Annotated in this window: 12 protein-coding genes and 3 rRNA genes; 12 read left to right on the top strand and 3 right to left on the bottom strand. The window is 44.0% G+C overall.

The window, feature by feature from the left end; genetic code table 11:
• Window positions 1-5 precede the first annotated feature (5 nt).
• The 6 genes from RBH88_RS08585 (at window position 6) to rrf (ending at window position 8,079) form a co-directional block, all read left to right on the top strand.
• Window positions 6-1,229 carry a CinA family nicotinamide mononucleotide deamidase-related protein gene (locus tag RBH88_RS08585; protein ID WP_213691795.1) on the top strand — a complete coding sequence of 408 codons (1,224 nt, stop codon included), beginning with the start codon at window positions 6-8 and terminating at the stop codon, window positions 1,227-1,229.
• Window positions 1,226-1,792 (top strand): RNA 2',3'-cyclic phosphodiesterase, encoded by a 567-nt coding sequence (gene thpR, locus RBH88_RS08580; protein ID WP_213691794.1) that lies wholly within the window; start codon window positions 1,226-1,228, stop codon window positions 1,790-1,792. Before RBH88_RS08585 ends, thpR begins: the two co-directional genes overlap by 4 nt.
• 57 nt (window positions 1,793-1,849) lie before the next feature.
• Window positions 1,850-2,965 carry a recombinase RecA gene (gene recA / locus RBH88_RS08575; protein WP_213691793.1) on the top strand — a complete coding sequence of 372 codons (1,116 nt, stop codon included), beginning with the start codon at window positions 1,850-1,852 and terminating at the stop codon, window positions 2,963-2,965.
• Window positions 2,966-3,254: 289 nt separating this feature from the next.
• A 16S ribosomal RNA gene (locus tag RBH88_RS08570) occupies window positions 3,255-4,785 on the top strand.
• Between the two features lie 127 nt (window positions 4,786-4,912).
• Window positions 4,913-7,897 (top strand): 23S ribosomal RNA (locus tag RBH88_RS08565).
• Between the two features lie 66 nt (window positions 7,898-7,963).
• A 5S ribosomal RNA gene (gene rrf, locus RBH88_RS08560) occupies window positions 7,964-8,079 on the top strand.
• Together the 16S, 23S and 5S rRNA genes form the textbook arrangement of a ribosomal RNA operon.
• A gap of 165 nt (window positions 8,080-8,244) precedes the next feature.
• On the opposite strand, the gene RBH88_RS08555 is transcribed toward rrf, so the two are convergent.
• Window positions 8,245-9,240: a FlgT C-terminal domain-containing protein gene (locus RBH88_RS08555; RefSeq protein WP_213690907.1), complete on the bottom strand. Its 996-nt coding sequence runs from the start codon at window positions 9,238-9,240 to the stop codon at window positions 8,245-8,247.
• A gap of 38 nt (window positions 9,241-9,278) precedes the next feature.
• A complete protein-coding gene (locus tag RBH88_RS08550) occupies window positions 9,279-10,046 on the bottom strand; it encodes a Sir2 family NAD-dependent protein deacetylase (RefSeq protein WP_307879546.1) in 768 nt (255 codons plus the stop codon).
• A 123-nt stretch (window positions 10,047-10,169) separates the two neighbouring features.
• Between RBH88_RS08550 and RBH88_RS08545 the strand changes: the two genes are divergently transcribed.
• The 6 genes from RBH88_RS08545 (at window position 10,170) to RBH88_RS08520 (ending at window position 15,342) form a co-directional block, all read left to right on the top strand.
• Complete coding sequence (locus RBH88_RS08545) at window positions 10,170-11,537, top strand: uracil-xanthine permease family protein (protein WP_213690909.1); 1,368 nt, start codon at window positions 10,170-10,172, stop codon at window positions 11,535-11,537.
• 214 nt (window positions 11,538-11,751) lie between these two features.
• Window positions 11,752-12,117, top strand: a complete 366-nt coding sequence (locus tag RBH88_RS08540) for a desulfoferrodoxin (RefSeq protein ID WP_213690910.1) — start codon at window positions 11,752-11,754, stop codon at window positions 12,115-12,117.
• 3 nt (window positions 12,118-12,120) lie between these two features.
• On the top strand, window positions 12,121-12,636 hold the full coding sequence (locus RBH88_RS08535; protein ID WP_213690911.1) for a ferritin: 516 nt from the start codon (window positions 12,121-12,123) through the stop codon (window positions 12,634-12,636).
• Between the two features lie 88 nt (window positions 12,637-12,724).
• Entirely contained in the window at window positions 12,725-13,249 is a 525-nt protein-coding gene (locus tag RBH88_RS08530; protein ID WP_213690912.1) for a flavin reductase family protein, read from the top strand.
• A 37-nt stretch (window positions 13,250-13,286) separates the two neighbouring features.
• Window positions 13,287-14,495, top strand: coding sequence for an FprA family A-type flavoprotein (locus tag RBH88_RS08525; protein ID WP_307879545.1), 1,209 nt, complete (start codon window positions 13,287-13,289; stop codon window positions 14,493-14,495).
• A complete protein-coding gene (locus RBH88_RS08520) occupies window positions 14,476-15,342 on the top strand; it encodes a TIGR02757 family protein (protein WP_307879544.1) in 867 nt (288 codons plus the stop codon). The genes RBH88_RS08525 and RBH88_RS08520 overlap by 20 nt, the downstream gene beginning before the upstream one ends.
• Here RBH88_RS08520 and RBH88_RS08515 read toward each other — a convergent pair.
• Window positions 15,329-16,345: an asparaginase gene (locus RBH88_RS08515; protein WP_307879543.1), complete on the bottom strand. Its 1,017-nt coding sequence runs from the start codon at window positions 16,343-16,345 to the stop codon at window positions 15,329-15,331. The genes RBH88_RS08520 and RBH88_RS08515 overlap by 14 nt on opposite strands.
• Window positions 16,346-16,365: the final 20 nt, after the last annotated feature.

Raw genomic sequence — 16,365 nt, 5'->3', positions numbered from 1 at the left:
TCGTTGTGAAACGGGCAGTACTTTTAGCTATTGGTGATGAGTTACTCAGTGGAATTCGAAGAGATATAAATTGTTCGTGGTTAGCTTCTAAATTTGCAGATGCAGGGTGGCAAATCAAAGAGATAGAATTTGTTTCCGATGAAAAGGAAGATATTGTCGGTGCTTTGGGTCGCTGGGCAGGTTCTGTGGATATGCTTGTTCTCTCGGGAGGATTAGGCCCTACTCATGATGATAAAACACGGCAGGCTATTGCAGATTTTCTCGGCGTATCTTTGGTTTGCGACCATAAGGCCTATAACAAAATAGTGGAGAGATATAATCCTTCAGAACGAGAAGCAGTTGAAAGGTCGAGAGATACTCAAGGAACCGTTCCCCAAGGAACGACGTCGGTTCATAATTCCAAGGGATCGGCACTAGGTATTTTTTTCCCTTACAAGCAGACGAATATTTTTTCCTTTCCGGGAGTTCCAGATGAATTTCAGCGCATGGCTGAAGATCAGATTCTTCCCTTATTGGCTCAAGATTACGGGGCGCGGCTTTCAATTTTTGTTACGGGATGGGCAGAGAGCCTTTTAAAAGATCATTTATCCTCTGTCTTATTAAGAAATGATTTGCATATTTCAATTCTTCCTTCAATCAACCTTATTGAGTTGGCACTCAGTGGCAGTGAAAAAATTGTTAACGAAGTAGGAACTCATGTTCTTTCTTTACTGCCCCATGACTGTCTTCCTGCCGGTTGCCGTTCAATTCCAGAGGCTATCTATCATGAAGCTTCACTCAAAGGTATTACTCTTTCTGCGGCAGAATCTTGTACAGGAGGAATGGTTGGTGCTGCATTGACGGATATCCCAGGTATTTCTCGTTGTTTTTGTGGAAGTGCCGTTTGTTATAGTAATGATGCCAAACACAATATTCTTGCTGTGCCAGTCCATATTCTTGAACAATTTGGAGCAGTGAGCTCTGAATGTGCAGCAGCCATGGCCGAGGGGGCTTTAAAAGCTTATAAGACAGATATAGCTGTTTCTGTTACAGGCATAGCAGGGCCTGATGGAGGGTCGTCGGAGAAGCCGGTTGGGACAGTTTGGTTTGGAGTTGCTACTTCTCAGAAAACTCGTACCTTTGTAAAATGCTTTTCAGGGGATCGTGATAGAGTCAGAAAAAGGTCAGCGGCTGTAGCTCTTGAGCATATGTGGAGATCTTTAAAAGAGGAGGGATGCTCAGGCATATGAGGACCTTCGTTTGCGTAGATATACCAGAGCAATATCGTAAAATATTGGCTTCCAAGCTTGTCTTTTTGAAAAAAAATTTCCCGGACATAAAATGGGTCCATCCAAAAACTCTTCATCTCACTTTAAAGTTTTGTGGTGAACAGCCTGAAGATGTGGTGAACTCATTTTCTTCCCTCATAACACAAGAACTTCAGAACTCTTCTCTTGGCTCTTTCACAGTTTCTTTGAATAGTGTCGGAGGGTTTCCTTCTTTATCAAGACCACGAACTCTTTGGATTGGCGTAGATAAAGGAAAGAAGGATCTTTGCTTTTTAGAGGAACTTTTAGAAAGGGCAGGAGAAAAAACGGGTTTCGAAAAAGAAAAAAAGACATTTCATCCCCACCTGACTCTTGCTCGAATAAGGACAAATTCGTCTATTACCCCAGAGCTCATAGAGACATTAAAAAAATATACGTTTCATGATATTGTTTGGAAAGTAGAATCTATCACTCTAATGAAAAGTGATTTACGTCCTGAAGGTGCAAACTATACCCCACTGGAAACATATTTATTAAAGTGTTAAGGTATAGATAACGTTTAAGAGACCTTGGGGACTGAAAAATCGGGAGGTTTTTACTTTATGGCGAAAAAGAAAAATCCACAAACACGGGAAGATATTCTTGAACAGGCAATAGATGACATTCGTGGAAAGTTTGGTGAAGGTTCCATTATGCGTCTGGGGGATCCCCTCAAGATTCAGGTGGAAGTCATCTCAACTGGAATACTTCCTCTTGATGTTGCCTTGGGAATAGGGGGTCTTCCAAAAGGGCGGATTGTTGAAGTTTTTGGGCCTGAAGGATCGGGAAAAACAACTGTCGCTCTTCATGCAATAGCGGAAGCACAGAAGGCGGGAGGAATAGCAGCTTTTATAGATGCTGAACACGCTCTTGATCCAAGATTGGCCGCCTCTCTCGGCGTAGATGTGCAATCTCTATATGTGGCACAGCCAGATAGCGGAGAACAAGCTCTTTACGTACTTGACACGTTGGTGCGCAGTGGGGCTGTCGATTTAGTTGTTGTTGACTCTGTAGCAGCTTTAACGCCACAAGCTGAAATAGATGGGAAAATAGGAGATAGTCAGCTTGGTTTACAAGCCCGCCTTATGTCTTATGCATTGCGACGTTTGACATCGGCTATTTCAAAAAGTAACTGTGTTGTTGTTTTCATAAACCAATTGCGGGCAAAGATCAGCACAGGGTACAGCAGTGGCCCCCAGGAAACGACTACAGGTGGCCGGGCTCTAAAGTTTTATAGTTCGGTTCGTATAGAGGTTAAACGTGGAAAGACTATAAGCAAAGGTGACGAGGCTATAGGGCATGAGTTGTGGATGAAAGTAGTAAAGAACAAGCAGGCTCCTCCCTTCAGAACTGCCCATGCCAGTCTTATTTATGGGAAGGGCGTTCCTGTGGGAATGTCATTGCTTGATATGGCTATTGACCTTGAAATTGTTAAGCGAAAGGGTTCATGGCTTGCTTATAAAGGAGAGACAATAGGCCAGGGAAAAGATAATGTAGCCCAATACCTTGAAGAACATACAGACCTCATGGAAGAGATTAAGAATGAAATTATGTCAAAAGTAGCTGAAGGATTAGGCTTTGTCATCGGAGAAGACAAAGAAGGTGATGACGAGGATTCTCTTGAAAAAGAGGACGAATTGGCTATTGAAGAAGGAATTCTTGAACTGGACGATGAATAAAATAATTTATACAGAAATATTTTAGTCGAACTCAATATTCTTATCTTTTAAGATAAAAAAGCATTTTATGTAACATATGTCTTGATAAATTCTAACAGAAAATAAATATATGTAAGCTTTTGCAGTCAAATGGATTGCTATGCTACTTAAAAGTAATCCATAAGTAGGTGTTGACAGTCTCGCGTTTCTCAAGTATTATCTTCGGGCACTGCGACGGAGAGCGGCGCAGCGCAGGACCTTGTAAAGTGAATAGGTGAGACGAAGAGGAAGCCAGTCAATTTAAAAGAAATTCATGGAGAGTTTGATCCTGGCTCAGGACGAACGCTGGCGGCGTGCTTAACACATGCAAGTTGAACGGAGGCATATCATCACGACTTTTCGGAGGAGAGATGATGTGTTCTTAGTAGCGGACGGGTGAGTAATGCATGAGAACCTGTCCTTCAGAGGGGGACAACAGTTGGAAACGGCTGCTAATACCCCATATGCCGAGAGGTGAAAGGAGTAATCCGCTGAAGGAGGGGCTCATGTCCTATCAGTTAGTTGGTGAGGTAAAGGCTTACCAAGGCGATGACGGGTAGCCGGCCTGAGAGGGTGACCGGCCACATTGGAACTGAGATACGGTCCAGACTCCTACGGGAGGCAGCAGTGGGGAATATTGGGCAATGGGCGCAAGCCTGACCCAGCGACGCCGCGTGAGGGAAGAAGGCCTTTGGGTCGTAAACCTCTGTTGTATGGGAAGAAGGAAGTGACGGTACCATACGAGGAAGTCCCGGCTAACTACGTGCCAGCAGCCGCGGTAATACGTAGGGGACGAGCGTTGTCCGGAATTACTGGGCGTAAAGGGCGCGCAGGCGGATATTTAAGTCAGCTGTAAAAGGCATGAGCTCAACTCATGTATGCGGTTGAAACTGGGTATCTAGAGTGCTGGAGAGGTAGGCGGAATTCCCGGTGTAGCGGTGAAATGCGTAGATATCGGGAAGAACACCAGTGGCGAAGGCGGCTTACTGGCCAGCAACTGACGCTGAGGCGCGAAAGCCAGGGGAGCGAACGGGATTAGATACCCCGGTAGTCCTGGCCGTAAACGATGAATGCTAGGTGTGGGTGTCGAGAGGCATCCGTGCCGGAGTTAACGCGATAAGCATTCCGCCTGGGGAGTACGATCGCAAGATTGAAACTCAAAGGAATTGACGGGGGCCCGCACAAGCGGTGGAGCACGTGGTTTAATTCGATGCAAACCGAAGAACCTTACCTAGGTTTGACATGTACGTGGTACGGATCTGAAAGGTGAAGGACTGTACCTTCGGGTACAGAGCGTACACAGGTGCTGCATGGCTGTCGTCAGCTCGTGTCGTGAGATGTTGGGTTAAGTCCCGCAACGAGCGCAACCCCTGCATCCAGTTACCAGCGAGTAGAGTCGGGGACTCTGGATGGACTGCCAGCGACAAGCTGGAGGAAGGTGGGGACGACGTCAAGTCATCATGGCCCTTATGCCTAGGGCGACACACGTGCTACAATGGCCGATACAGCGGGAAGCAAGCCTGCGAAGGCAAGCAGATCCCACAAAGTCGGTCTCAGTTCGGATTGTAGTCTGCAACTCGACTACATGAAGGAGGAATCGCTAGTAATCGCGGATCAGCCAAGCCGCGGTGAATCCGTTCCCGGGCCTTGTACACACCGCCCGTCACACCACCCGAGTTGGGTGCACCCGAAGCCGGAGGCTTAACCAGCAATGGAAGGATCCGTCGAAGGTGTGTCTGGTGAGGGGGGTGAAGTCGTAACAAGGTAGCCGTACCGGAAGGTGCGGCTGGATCACCTCCTTTCTAAGGAGAAATGACAAGGGGATGTATATTCTCTTGTAGATAATGACTGTGAAGAATTTTCGTCTTACCTGTTTCGCTTTTGTACCTTGACATAGGAATAGAGGGAAGTAATCGAGGGAAAGTAAGAGAATAAGGTATAAAGGGCATACGGTGGATGCCTTGGCACCAGTAGCCGATGAAGGACGTGGCAAGCTGCGAAAAGCTGTGGGGAGGTGCAAGCGACCATTGATCCGCAGATATCCGAATGGGGCAACCCGCCTGTAGGAGTACAGGCATCCCGTAAGCAAAGTAACCCGGCGAAGTGAAACATCTCAGTAGCCGGAGGAAGAGAAATCGAAGAGATTCCCTGAGTAGTGGTGAGCGAAAGGGGAAGAGCCTAAACCGAATACATGTCAAGACTGCGGTCGTTGTGTATTTGGGGTCGAGGGAATGTCAAAGTGAGTCCGCAGGCTCACGACAGAGTTATCAATACATTTTCTAGTTGAAGTGTGTTGGGAAAGCACGCCATAGAAGGTGACAGCCCTGTAGGTGACAGGAAATGTACTCTGTAGACATCTCCCGAGTAGGCCGGAGCACGTGGAATTCCGGTTGAATCAGGGTGGACCATCATCCAAGGCTAAATACTACTGGTGACCGATAGTGAATCAGTACCGAGAGGGAAAGGTGAAAAGCACCCCTGGCGGGGAGTGAAATAGACCTGAACCCGTGTGCCTACAAGCAATCGGAGCGCAACCATACAGCGATGTATGGCGCGTGACGGTGTGCCTTTTGTAAAATGAGCCGACGAGTTATTAGACGTAGCGAGGTTAAGGTGCGTTAGCACTGGAGCCGTAGGGAAACCGAGTCTGAATAGGGCGCGAGTTTCGTTTAATAGACCCGAAGCCGTACGATCTATCCATGGCCAGGTTGAAGTCCGGGTGAAGCCGGATGGAGGACCGAACCATTGTCTGTTGAAAAAGACTTGGATGAGCTGTGGATAGGAGTGAAAAGCTAATCGAGTGCGGTGATAGCTGGTTCTCCCCGATATGCATTGAGGTGCAGCCTTGCGAGTTCAGTTATGGGGGTAGAGCACTGGATGGATGCGGGGAGCTGGGGTCCTACCAAATTCAACCAAACTTCGAATACCATAACTGTATTGCAGGAGTGAGACTACGGGTGAGAAGGTCCGTGGTCGTGAGGGAAACAGCCCAGACCGTCAGCTAAGGTCCCAAAGTGTATGCTAAGTGTGGCAAGGATGTGAGAGTGCCTGGACAGCCAGGAGGTTGGCTTAGAAGCAGCCACCCTTTAAAGAGTGCGTAACAGCTCACTGGTCGAGGACTTTTGCGCCGAAAATGTAGGGGGCTAAGCATACTGCCGAAGCTGCGGGATAATTGATGAGTATCAACTATCGGTAGGGGAGCGTTCTGTACGGGGTGAAGCCGAACCGAGAGGTCGTGTGGACTGTATGGAAGTGAGAATGTCGGCATAAGTAACGAGAAGTGCGTGAGAAACGTACTCACCGGAAGCCCAAGGGTTCCTGGGGAAGGTTCATCCACCCAGGGTTAGGCGGGACCTAAGGCGAGGCTGAAGAGCGTAGTCGATGGATAGCAGGTAGACATTCCTGCCCCAGCCTGAGACCGTTATTACTGAAGGGGTGACACAGAAAGCTAGGTGATCCGGGTGATGGAATACCCGGTCCAAGGGAGTAGGAAGGCATTGCAGGCAAATCCGCGATGTTAGTTCTGAGACCTGAAGGGGAGGTTCTACGGAACCGAAGTCATTGAAGCTCGGCTGTCGAGAAAAGCCTCTAGGGAGGTCTTAAGCTGCTCGTACCCGAAACCGACGCAGGTGGGCTAGCTGAGAAGGCTAAGGTGAGCGGGAAAACCCTCGTTAAGGAACTCTGCAAGTTGACCCCGTAACCTAGGGAGAAGGGGTGCCACTCTGGTGATGTGTATATACGATACAGAGCTAAGGGTGGTCGCAGAAACCAGGCTCAGGCGACTGTTTACTAAAAACATAGGTCTCTGCATAAGGCGCAAGCCGAAGTATAGGGACTGACACCTGCCCGGTGCTGGAAGGTTAAATGGAGAGGTTAGCGTAAGCGAAGCTTTGATATGAAGCCCCAGTAAACGGCGGCCGTAACTATAACGGTCCTAAGGTAGCGAAATTCCTTGTCGGGTAAGTTCCGACCTGCACGAATGGTGTAACGATCTGAGCACTGTCTCAACGAGGGACCCGGTGAAATTGTGGTACTGGTAAAGACGCCAGTTACCTGTGGTGGGACGGAAAGACCCCGTGGAGCTTTACTGTAGCCTGATATTGGATTTTGGTCTGTTATGTACAGGATAGGTGGGAGGCTGTGAATGCAGGACGTCAGTTTTGCAGGAGCCGTTGTTGGGATACCACCCTTGACATGCCGAAGTTCTAACTTTGAGGTCTGAAACGACACAGAGGACAGTGTCAGGTGGGCAGTTTGACTGGGGCGGTCGCCTCCTAAAGAGTAACGGAGGCGCGCAATGGTCACCTCAGGGCGCATGGAAATCGCCCATAGAGAGCGCAAAGGTATAAGGTGGCTTGACTGTGAGAGAGACGTTTCGAGCAGGAACGAAAGTTGGTCTTAGTGATCCGGCGGTTCCGAGTGGAAGGGCCGTCGCTCAACGGATAAAAGCTACCCCGGGGATAACAGGCTGATCCTGCCCGAGAGTTCCTATCGACGGCAGGGTTTGGCACCTCGATGTCGGCTCGTCGCATCCTGGGGCTGAAGCAGGTCCCAAGGGTTGGTCTGTTCGCCCATTAAAGCGGTACGTGAGCTGGGTTTAGAACGTCGTGAGACAGTTCGGTCCCTATCCACCATAGGCGTAGGGTATTTGAGGAGATCTGCTTCTAGTACGAGAGGACCGAAGTGGACGAACCTCTGGTGTACCGGTTGTAGCGCCAGCTGCATAAGCCGGGTAGCTATGTTCGGGTCGGATAACCGCTGAAGGCATCTAAGCGGGAAGCCGCCTCCAAGATGAGATACCCCATTCCGATAGGGAAGTAAGGTGTCCTGAAGACGACAGGATAGATAGGCCGGGAGTGTACGAGTTGTGAGGCTCTTAGCTGACCGGTACTAATACATCGAGGCCTTATTCTCACTTTCTCTTGGTTTTCTTTCCTCGATTTCTGTGTTTAGAGTACGAAAGAATAAAAGTTTGAGATCTCTGGTGGTAATAGCGGAGGGGTCACACCCGGTTCCATGCCGAACCCGGAAGTTAAGCCCTCCAGCGCCGATGGTACTGCAGAGGCTATCTGTGGGAGAGTAGGTCGCCGCCAGAGATCTTTTTTTATACCCTCATCCTTCCTTACCATAATTCCCTATGATAATTCTATAATTATGAAGTCTTTGATATAGGAAAAGACATCTAACCAACCTTTAAACTTGAAAAGTGGCTAGATGTCCTAATGTATTCTTCTGACTTATTTTCTTTATTGTCTATTTTATTACTGCCTAATGATGGGGATAAAAACTATATCAGAGAGAGTAACCTCGTCTCGTTCTCCTTCTTCTTTTAACACCGTTTCTACAATGGCATTATGTGCTGATACTTGAACAACCACAACTTTTCCTACCTCTTCTGGGAATGTTGTTTCGTGCTTTTTGGAAGAGATTCCTTTGTATGTTTTTTCTCTAAATACTGTAAGAATATCGCCTTTCTTAATTCCTTCAAAGTGACCTGCTGAAATGATGTATTGCACATGAGGAGTAGATTTCTCTTTCCCCTTTACATCATTAGTTGTTATACTTCGCAAAATGCTTGCCGTATGATAAAGACCCGTAAAGCCTTCTGTAACTTCGTCGAGCATCGCATCTATTGCTTTTTTACAGGCAGCCCATGTTGTAGAGTGCTTAAAGTCATCCCAGACCGGATGAGTAAAATTGTTTTTGTCTTCTCGGGGAGCAAGTCTGAACAGATCTATACCATCTTTATATAAGGGATCAAAAGGAGAGAAGCCTCGAGCTGAGAGAAAAAATAACCGGTCATCTCCTGGAGAGGGGATAATACGTTGATCTTTTTTTACAACACTTGTAACATAAGGAATTTCTGTTCCTAAAGTGTCGTAAAGTTTCATTCTCATACGTACAGTACTTCTCTTGTCTTGTACGAAAAAATCTTTATCTTTTTCTAACAACGAATAAATCTCAAGCTGAAGAGATATATCTTTTTTAGCCTGCCCAGTTGATGCCGTTTCATTATAAATCCTAATAAATGGAGATCTCTTCAATTGGGAAATGCAGTATGAGGTGATTTTTTCTTCCAACACATCAATTGGATAAAAGCGACTATGCCAAACCTCATAACCACTGGTGTTCATCGTTTGCATAACTTCTACAGAAATAGACGCTTTTTGAAGCTCTCTAGAATGTCCACTTGCTGTTATTAGCGTGATTGTTAACATAGAGAGTCCCCAAATTTTTAAGCAACGTAATATTTTCATCTCTTCACCCCAGGAAAAATCTACTCTTTCTCCTTTATTTATCGGTGATTTAGTTCTTTATCTAGAGCTTTAAAAAATTCATCAATATCACAATCCGCACGAATAAAGAGACGTCTTGGGCTAATATACGACGTAGATATTTCCCCTTTATTGACAATAACAATTTTCCCGTGGCACATAGAAGGAAGAAATGCTGCTGGGGTTACCGTCAGAGATGACCCTACAACAAATAGAAGGTCAGCATCTTCTACAAGAGCTTGACATTCATAAAGATATTTGACGTTTTCGCCAAAAAACACTATGTCAGGTTTTATAATGCCACCGCATTTATCACAATGAGGAACTTCTTCTTTAAATGTTTTTTCATATGACAAATCATAATCGTATCTTTGACCACAATGGGTACAGAAACTTTCCCATGTACTGCCATGGATTTCAAAAACTTTCTTTGAGCCTGCTTTTTGATGAAGCGCATCGATATTTTGTGTAATGATTCCTTTCAGTACCCCCTTCTTTTCAAGCTCTGCGAAGAAGTGGTGTGAAAACGTTGGGCGTATTGTATTTATGGTATGAAGAAATTCTCTGTGAAATTCGTAAAAGAATTTAGGGTTTTGGCGAAAATAATCAATATCAAAAATAAGTTCGGGGTCGGTCTTCATCTTCCTTTTATAAACACCATTTGGACCTCTGAAATCAGGAATGCCAGCATTGGTAGACATGCCCGCACCGCTGAGAAGAACAACCTTTCGTGATTTTGAAAGTGCCTCTGCGCATTGTTGAGTGAGTGTCTCTATGTTTTCTTCCACTCCGATCACCTCCATGTGACATTATATCCCAAAATATTTCTTTGTATTTTTAATCAAAAATTTATGCAACCGATTGACCAATTTGTTACAATATCGCCAGCTTAATAACGGGGGTGTTATAGAATGGCTATAAAAAATCTCATTTATGGTGTTGATGATAAGCCGCCTTTCCCTATTATGGTCTTGGCGGGATTTCAGCACGTCTTAACTTTGTTTGGTGCTACTACTCTTGTTCCTCTTATTTTTGGACCTGCCATGGGTATGACAACGGCAGAAATAGGCTTTTTTATTTCTTGTGTATATCTAGCGATGGGAATCGCGACTCTTATACAGACTCACCCTAAACTAGGATCGGGGCTTCCTATCGTTCAAGGGTCAAGTTTTAGTTTTATTCCTCCTATTATGACAATCATCGCTGCATATGGTGCTTCTGGACCATCAGTTGTTATGCAGCATGTTGGTGGAGCACTCATTGCTGGAGGACTTATTCTTTCTGTTATCGGGTACAGTCGGATAGTGGGTATTATTAGAAAAGTTATCACTCCCGTTGTTATCGGACCAACCATTATGGCTATTGGCTTCTCTTTGGCGCCTGTTGCCATCCAGTTCAACGCTGCCAATTATTGGCCTATTTCCCTTATTGTTGTTTTTTGCGTCTTTTTCTTTAGCCTCATGAGCAAAAATAAATACTTTAATATATTCGCAATTCTTGCATCTATTACAATTGCTTATCTGGTAGCACTTGCTGGTTCTCTCTCGGGCTTTTTCCCGGCTGATCATCCCGCTTTTATTAATCTTGCCAGTGTTGTAGAAGCTCCATGGTTCCGTTTCACTGGTTTCATGCCCTGGGGGGTTCCTAAGTTTGATCTCGTTTCTTTCGGAGCAATTATTGCTGGATTTTTCGCGGTTATGATCGAGTCGATTGGAGATTATCACTCTTGTTCCTATGTGGCTGGTTTACCAGATCCTGAACCATCTACAATCAATAGAGGAATTGGTGCGGAAGGTCTCAACTGTGCTATAGCTGGAACACTTGGTGCAGTTGCTACCACTTCATATACAGAGAATATTGGTCTTATTGGCTTAACTGGAGTTGCTTCTCGCTGGGTTGTTCGTACAGGAGCTGTGCTTCTCATCATAATGAGCTTTATTGGAAAAATTGGAGCTCTTATTGCAACAATACCTAGTCCAGTTATTGGAGGAGCTTATATTGCCCTTTTCGGCATTATCGGAACGTTGGGAATTCAGGTATTGCTTCGAGCCGATATGACGAGTCAGAGAAACGTTCTTATTGTTGGTTTTGCTTTTCTTATGGCATTAGGTCTTCCTGGCTGGGTAGAAGCTCAGAAGGATGCCTTTTTTGCACTTGGTATCGGTGGCCAGGTTCTTTGGGCCGTTATGAAAACCCCCATGGCAGTGGCAGGAATTTGCGCAGCTTTTTGGGATTCGATTGTTCCTGGAACGAATAAAGAACGAGGAATAACAGACTAACATTACAAAACGTAATTAAAGAACAATTTCTTAATACGAAGATCTAAAGCTGCCTTTAAAGGCAGCTTTTTAATTTTTAAAACTTGACAAAAATACCCATCTCCCCTATAGTGTATATAAACAAAATTAACTCTACTATTTTAGTAGGGTAAGCCATTCAATAAAATGTTATAATGAAAAAAATGTTTGAAAATGGATTAAGGGAGGTACAAGGATGGCTAAAAGATTAGAAGTATATAAGTGTGAGTTGTGCGGCAACATTGTTGAAGTTCTTCATGCCGGAGCAGGCCAACTCGTTTGCTGCGGCCAACCTATGAAACTTCTTGAAGAGCAGACAGCAGATTCTGCTACAGAAAAACACGTTCCTGTTGTCGAAGGTAACAAAGTGAAGGTAGGAAGTGTTCCTCATCCGATGAAAGACGAGCATTACATTGAATGGATTGAGGTTATATCTGGAGATAAAATTTATCGTCAATTCCTGAACCCAGGAGAGGATCCCGAAGCAGAATTTGGTGAAATTACTCCAGAGATGAGTAGAGAATATTGTAATGTTCATGGATTATGGAAGGCAGGTAAGTAGAATATGATATCTAAAAAAATGCAGGATGCAATAAACGATCAGATTAATGCAGAGCTCTATTCCGCTTATTTATATTTAGCTATGGCTGCCTATTTTGAAGAAGAGAATCTTATGGGCATGGCAAATTGGATGCATATCCAGGCTTTAGAAGAGAAAGACCATGCAATGAAATTCTATAATCACATTGTAGAGCGTGGAGGAAGAGTAAAGTTACAGGCTATTGCCGAGCCTCCCTTTGAATGGAAATCATGTATTGATGTTTTCAAAGCGGCACTTGACCATGAGCGCTATGTTACTCGGCGCATTAATGACTTAGTTGATCTTGCCATAGAAGAGAAAGATCATGCAAGTAACATTTTCCTTCAGTGGTATGTGACGGAGCAAGTGGAAGAAGAAGCAAATGCTGAAGAAATTATTCATAAACTAGAGTTTGTTTCTGAGTCTAAGCATGGCATATATATGCTTGATAAAGAATTGGGAGCAAGGGTATATACTCCACTTGCAACTGAAGAAGAATAACTTCCTATTATTAACGAAGAAATAGATGATCAAGGGGCAAAGCAGATTATGCTTGTGCCCCTTTCTTGTGAAAAGGGAGGGTTACACCATGGCGCATATTGATGCCAAAGCTCTTTTCTCTTTAAGTTATGGGATGTATATTTTAAGTACGGAATATGAAGGTCAAAAAAATGGACAAATTCTCAATGCTTTGATACAGCTGACAAGTAAGCCTATCTGTATAGCTGCGTGTCTTCATAGAGATAATTACACTACGGAATTACTTGAAAAAAGTCGACGCTTATCGATTTCAGTTTTGGAAGAAACAGTTCCCTTAAAATTTATAGGAGTATTTGGCTTCCGTTGCGGACGGGATTTTGACAAGTTCAGTGCCTGTATATATAAAAGAGGAGAAACAGGAATTCCCATAGTTACAGAATATTCGTTGGCTTCTATTGAAGCACGTGTTCTTTCTGTAACAGAAGTTCATACCCATAAATTGTTTATAGCGCAAGTTGAAGCCGCGGAGGTTATAAAAGAAGGTAAACCCTTGCTTTATGCAGATTATCACACTATTAAAAAGGGAAAATCTCCAGATAAGGCTCCCTCAGCTATATTCAATACTATAAAATAAGAATAATCTTAATAGGTAAAGAGCAAGGAGGATAAGAATGACACCACTTGAGATAAAACCTGGTATTTTTTGGGCAGGCGTTTTGGATTGGACCTTAAGGGATTTTCATGGGTATTCTACAGAAAAAGGTTCAACGTACAATGCGTATGTTGTTAAAGGGCGAGATAAAATAGCCCTTTTCGATACAGTAAAGACAACCCACTTTGACGAATTTATAGAGAGATTAGAAGAAATAGTAGACGTAGAGAAGATTGACTACATTGTTGTCAATCATGCGGAAATGGATCATTCAGGTAGTCTTCCTATGGTTGTAGATAGAGTAAAACCTGAGAAAATTTTTCTTTCTAAACCCTGCAAAGATGCACTTATAGCTCACTTTGGAGATGTTGTTGAAAGTTGGCCCTTGCAGATTGTTGCCACAGGAGATGAAGTCTCTCTCGGCGGAAAAACTATCTCTTTTATTGAAGCGCGTATGCTTCATTGGCCCGATAGCATGTTTTCGTATATAAAGGAAGACCGCGTTCTTATTTCCAACGATGGTTTCGGCCAGCATTATTCCACAAGTGTTCGCTTTGATGACGAAGCTGACTGGGGAGAGTTGATGCACCAATCGGCTAAATATTATGCGAACATTCTATTACCCTATTCTCCCATAATGCTTAAGAAACTTGACGAGATAGGATCTATGAATATAGAAATAGATATGATAGCCCCAGACCATGGCATTATTTGGAGAAGCCACATCCCTGAAATTTTATCTGCATATCGTAAATGGGCTGAAGGGAAATGTCTCGATAAAGCTGTAGTAACATACGATACGATGTGGCATAGTACAGAGAACATGGCACGCCATATTGCAGAGGGGCTTATCAATAAAGGTATCGAAACTCATGTTATGGATTTACGGGTGACGCACCATAGCGATGTAATGACAGAAATTCTTGATGCGAGAGGACTCCTTCTCGGTTCCCCGACATTAAATACTGGATATTTACCGAGAATGGCCGATCTTGTCTGCTACGTGAAAGGATTACGTCCCATAAAAAAAGTTGGAGCTGCTTTTGGTTCTTACGGATGGGCAGGCGAATCGCTTAAACTTCTCAACCAAGAATTGGAAGCTATGAAGATCAACATCGTTCATCCAGGAATAAAGGTAAAATATGTTCCCCGGGAAAGCGATCTACATGAATGTTTTGCTATGGGAGAGAGCGTAGCTGAAGCAATTTATGAAGCAAATAAAGCCTGATAAAGTAGCGATATCAGCATTCAGGGGAGAATTCTCCCCTGAATGCTTTCATACCGTGTTGGAAAATATATATAAGACCTACACACGAGCCGAACTTATCTATCCAGACCCCGTGGAGTTCCCGCGGAGGTATGCAGATGTAAGAGATAGAGAGATTGTGGCGCTTATAGCGTCATCTCTTGCATACGGAAGAGTTCAGCAGATTCATAACAGTGTAAGCAAAGTCCTTACCCCCATGGGAGATAAACCGGCTTCTTTTATACTTTCTACGTCCGAAAAAGAGTTGGAAAGGCTCTACTCTGATTTTAGACATCGTTTTACTTCGGGCAGTGAATTGGTACAGTTTTTATTAGGGGTACAGAAAATTTTGAAAAGGTACTTATCTCTGGAAGAGTGCATTATTGCTTGTTTGTCTTCAAACAGTAGCATTTTTGATGGATTGACTGCTTTTGCAGATAGCATAAAAAAAGCAGCAGGAGGAGCAACCTCTCTTATCGCTTCACCTGCTGATGGGAGTGCCTGCAAACGTTATTTTCTTTTTCTTAAGTGGATGGTACGGCACGATGCTGTTGATCCTGGTGGATGGTCTGCTATTTCGTCTGCTGATCTATATTTTCCAATAGATACACATATGCATAAAATTGCGAGGTCTCTTCATTTTACAGAACGAAAACAGGCTGATTTAAAAACCGTTATAGAAGTAACTCGTGCCTTTCAGAAAATAGCTCCCCGCGATCCTACACGGTACGATTTTGCTTTAACCCGTTTTGGAATCCGTTCAGAACTACATATAGCTGAACTTATTGAACAATGCAATGATGGCGTATCGTCTTCTATTCGAGAGTAATCTCGTCGCAAAAATTAGTGTGTAACCATTTTTCAGTTTCGTAAGGACGTATATGAGGTAATAAAACCATAAGTTTAGTAATAATGCCCTCTCGCGTCATGTCTTTTCCTGAAATAACCCCCATTTTGAGGGTCTTTCGTCCAACTTCATACACATTCAAATCAACGCCGCCATAGACACATTGAGTGGTGATGACGACGGGTATTCCCATATCTTGAGAAATTTTCAACGGAGGGAGCAAGCTTTCTCCAAGGTAAGGGACACCTCCAAGACCGAGAGCTTCTATGACGATAGCTTTAGGTTCCATGTTAACAACATATTCCAGATACTTGGCGGGAAATCCAGGAAAAAGAGTTACAAGAAAGACAGCTGTTTCAAGGTCGAAATCATGATTTTTCGTACGTAACGGAAAAGGTTCCATTTCTAGGTTAGGTACATGTGTTAATAAAGCTTTCCCTCTTTCAATATGGCCTAAATGAGGATAGTTAATACTTGAAAAGGCTGTATAGTCATGGCTTAGAATTTTTTGAGATCGAGGTCCATGTATGAGTTGATTTCCGAAAGAGATAGTTATTCCTCTACGCTTGTTTTCTACCATGGCCTGGGCAAATAGGAAAGACGTATAAATGTTGTCTACCGCGTCTGTTCCTGGAACTATGATAGGTTGCATTGAGCCTGTAATAATTACAGGTTTGGAAAAATAGGGAATCATGAAAGAAAGGGCAGAAGCTGTGTAAGCCATAGTGTCTGTTCCATGAAGAATAATAAAGGCGTCGTAATTTCTCTCTTGTTCGAGAAGAAAAGACGCGATTCTTTTCCAATCGAAGGGCGACATATTCGAGCTGTCTTTAGAAAGTAGATCGTGAATATCAATATCTCCGAAATCTTGCAACGCAGGAATATAGTTTAAAAGCTCATTACCTGTTAACGCAGGGGCAAGGCCATCTTCTCCTTGCGCAGAGGCTATTGTTCCTCCTGTGGAAACAACAAGAAAACGATTCAAAACCAGCACCACCTTTCAGC

Origin of the sequence: Aminobacterium sp. MB27-C1, assembly GCF_030908405.1 — a bacterium.
In the GTDB taxonomy this organism is placed as follows: Bacteria; Synergistota; Synergistia; order Synergistales; family Aminobacteriaceae; genus Aminobacterium.
Note: the sequence above shows the minus strand (reverse complement) of the source record. Positions and strands in the feature narration are given on the sequence as shown.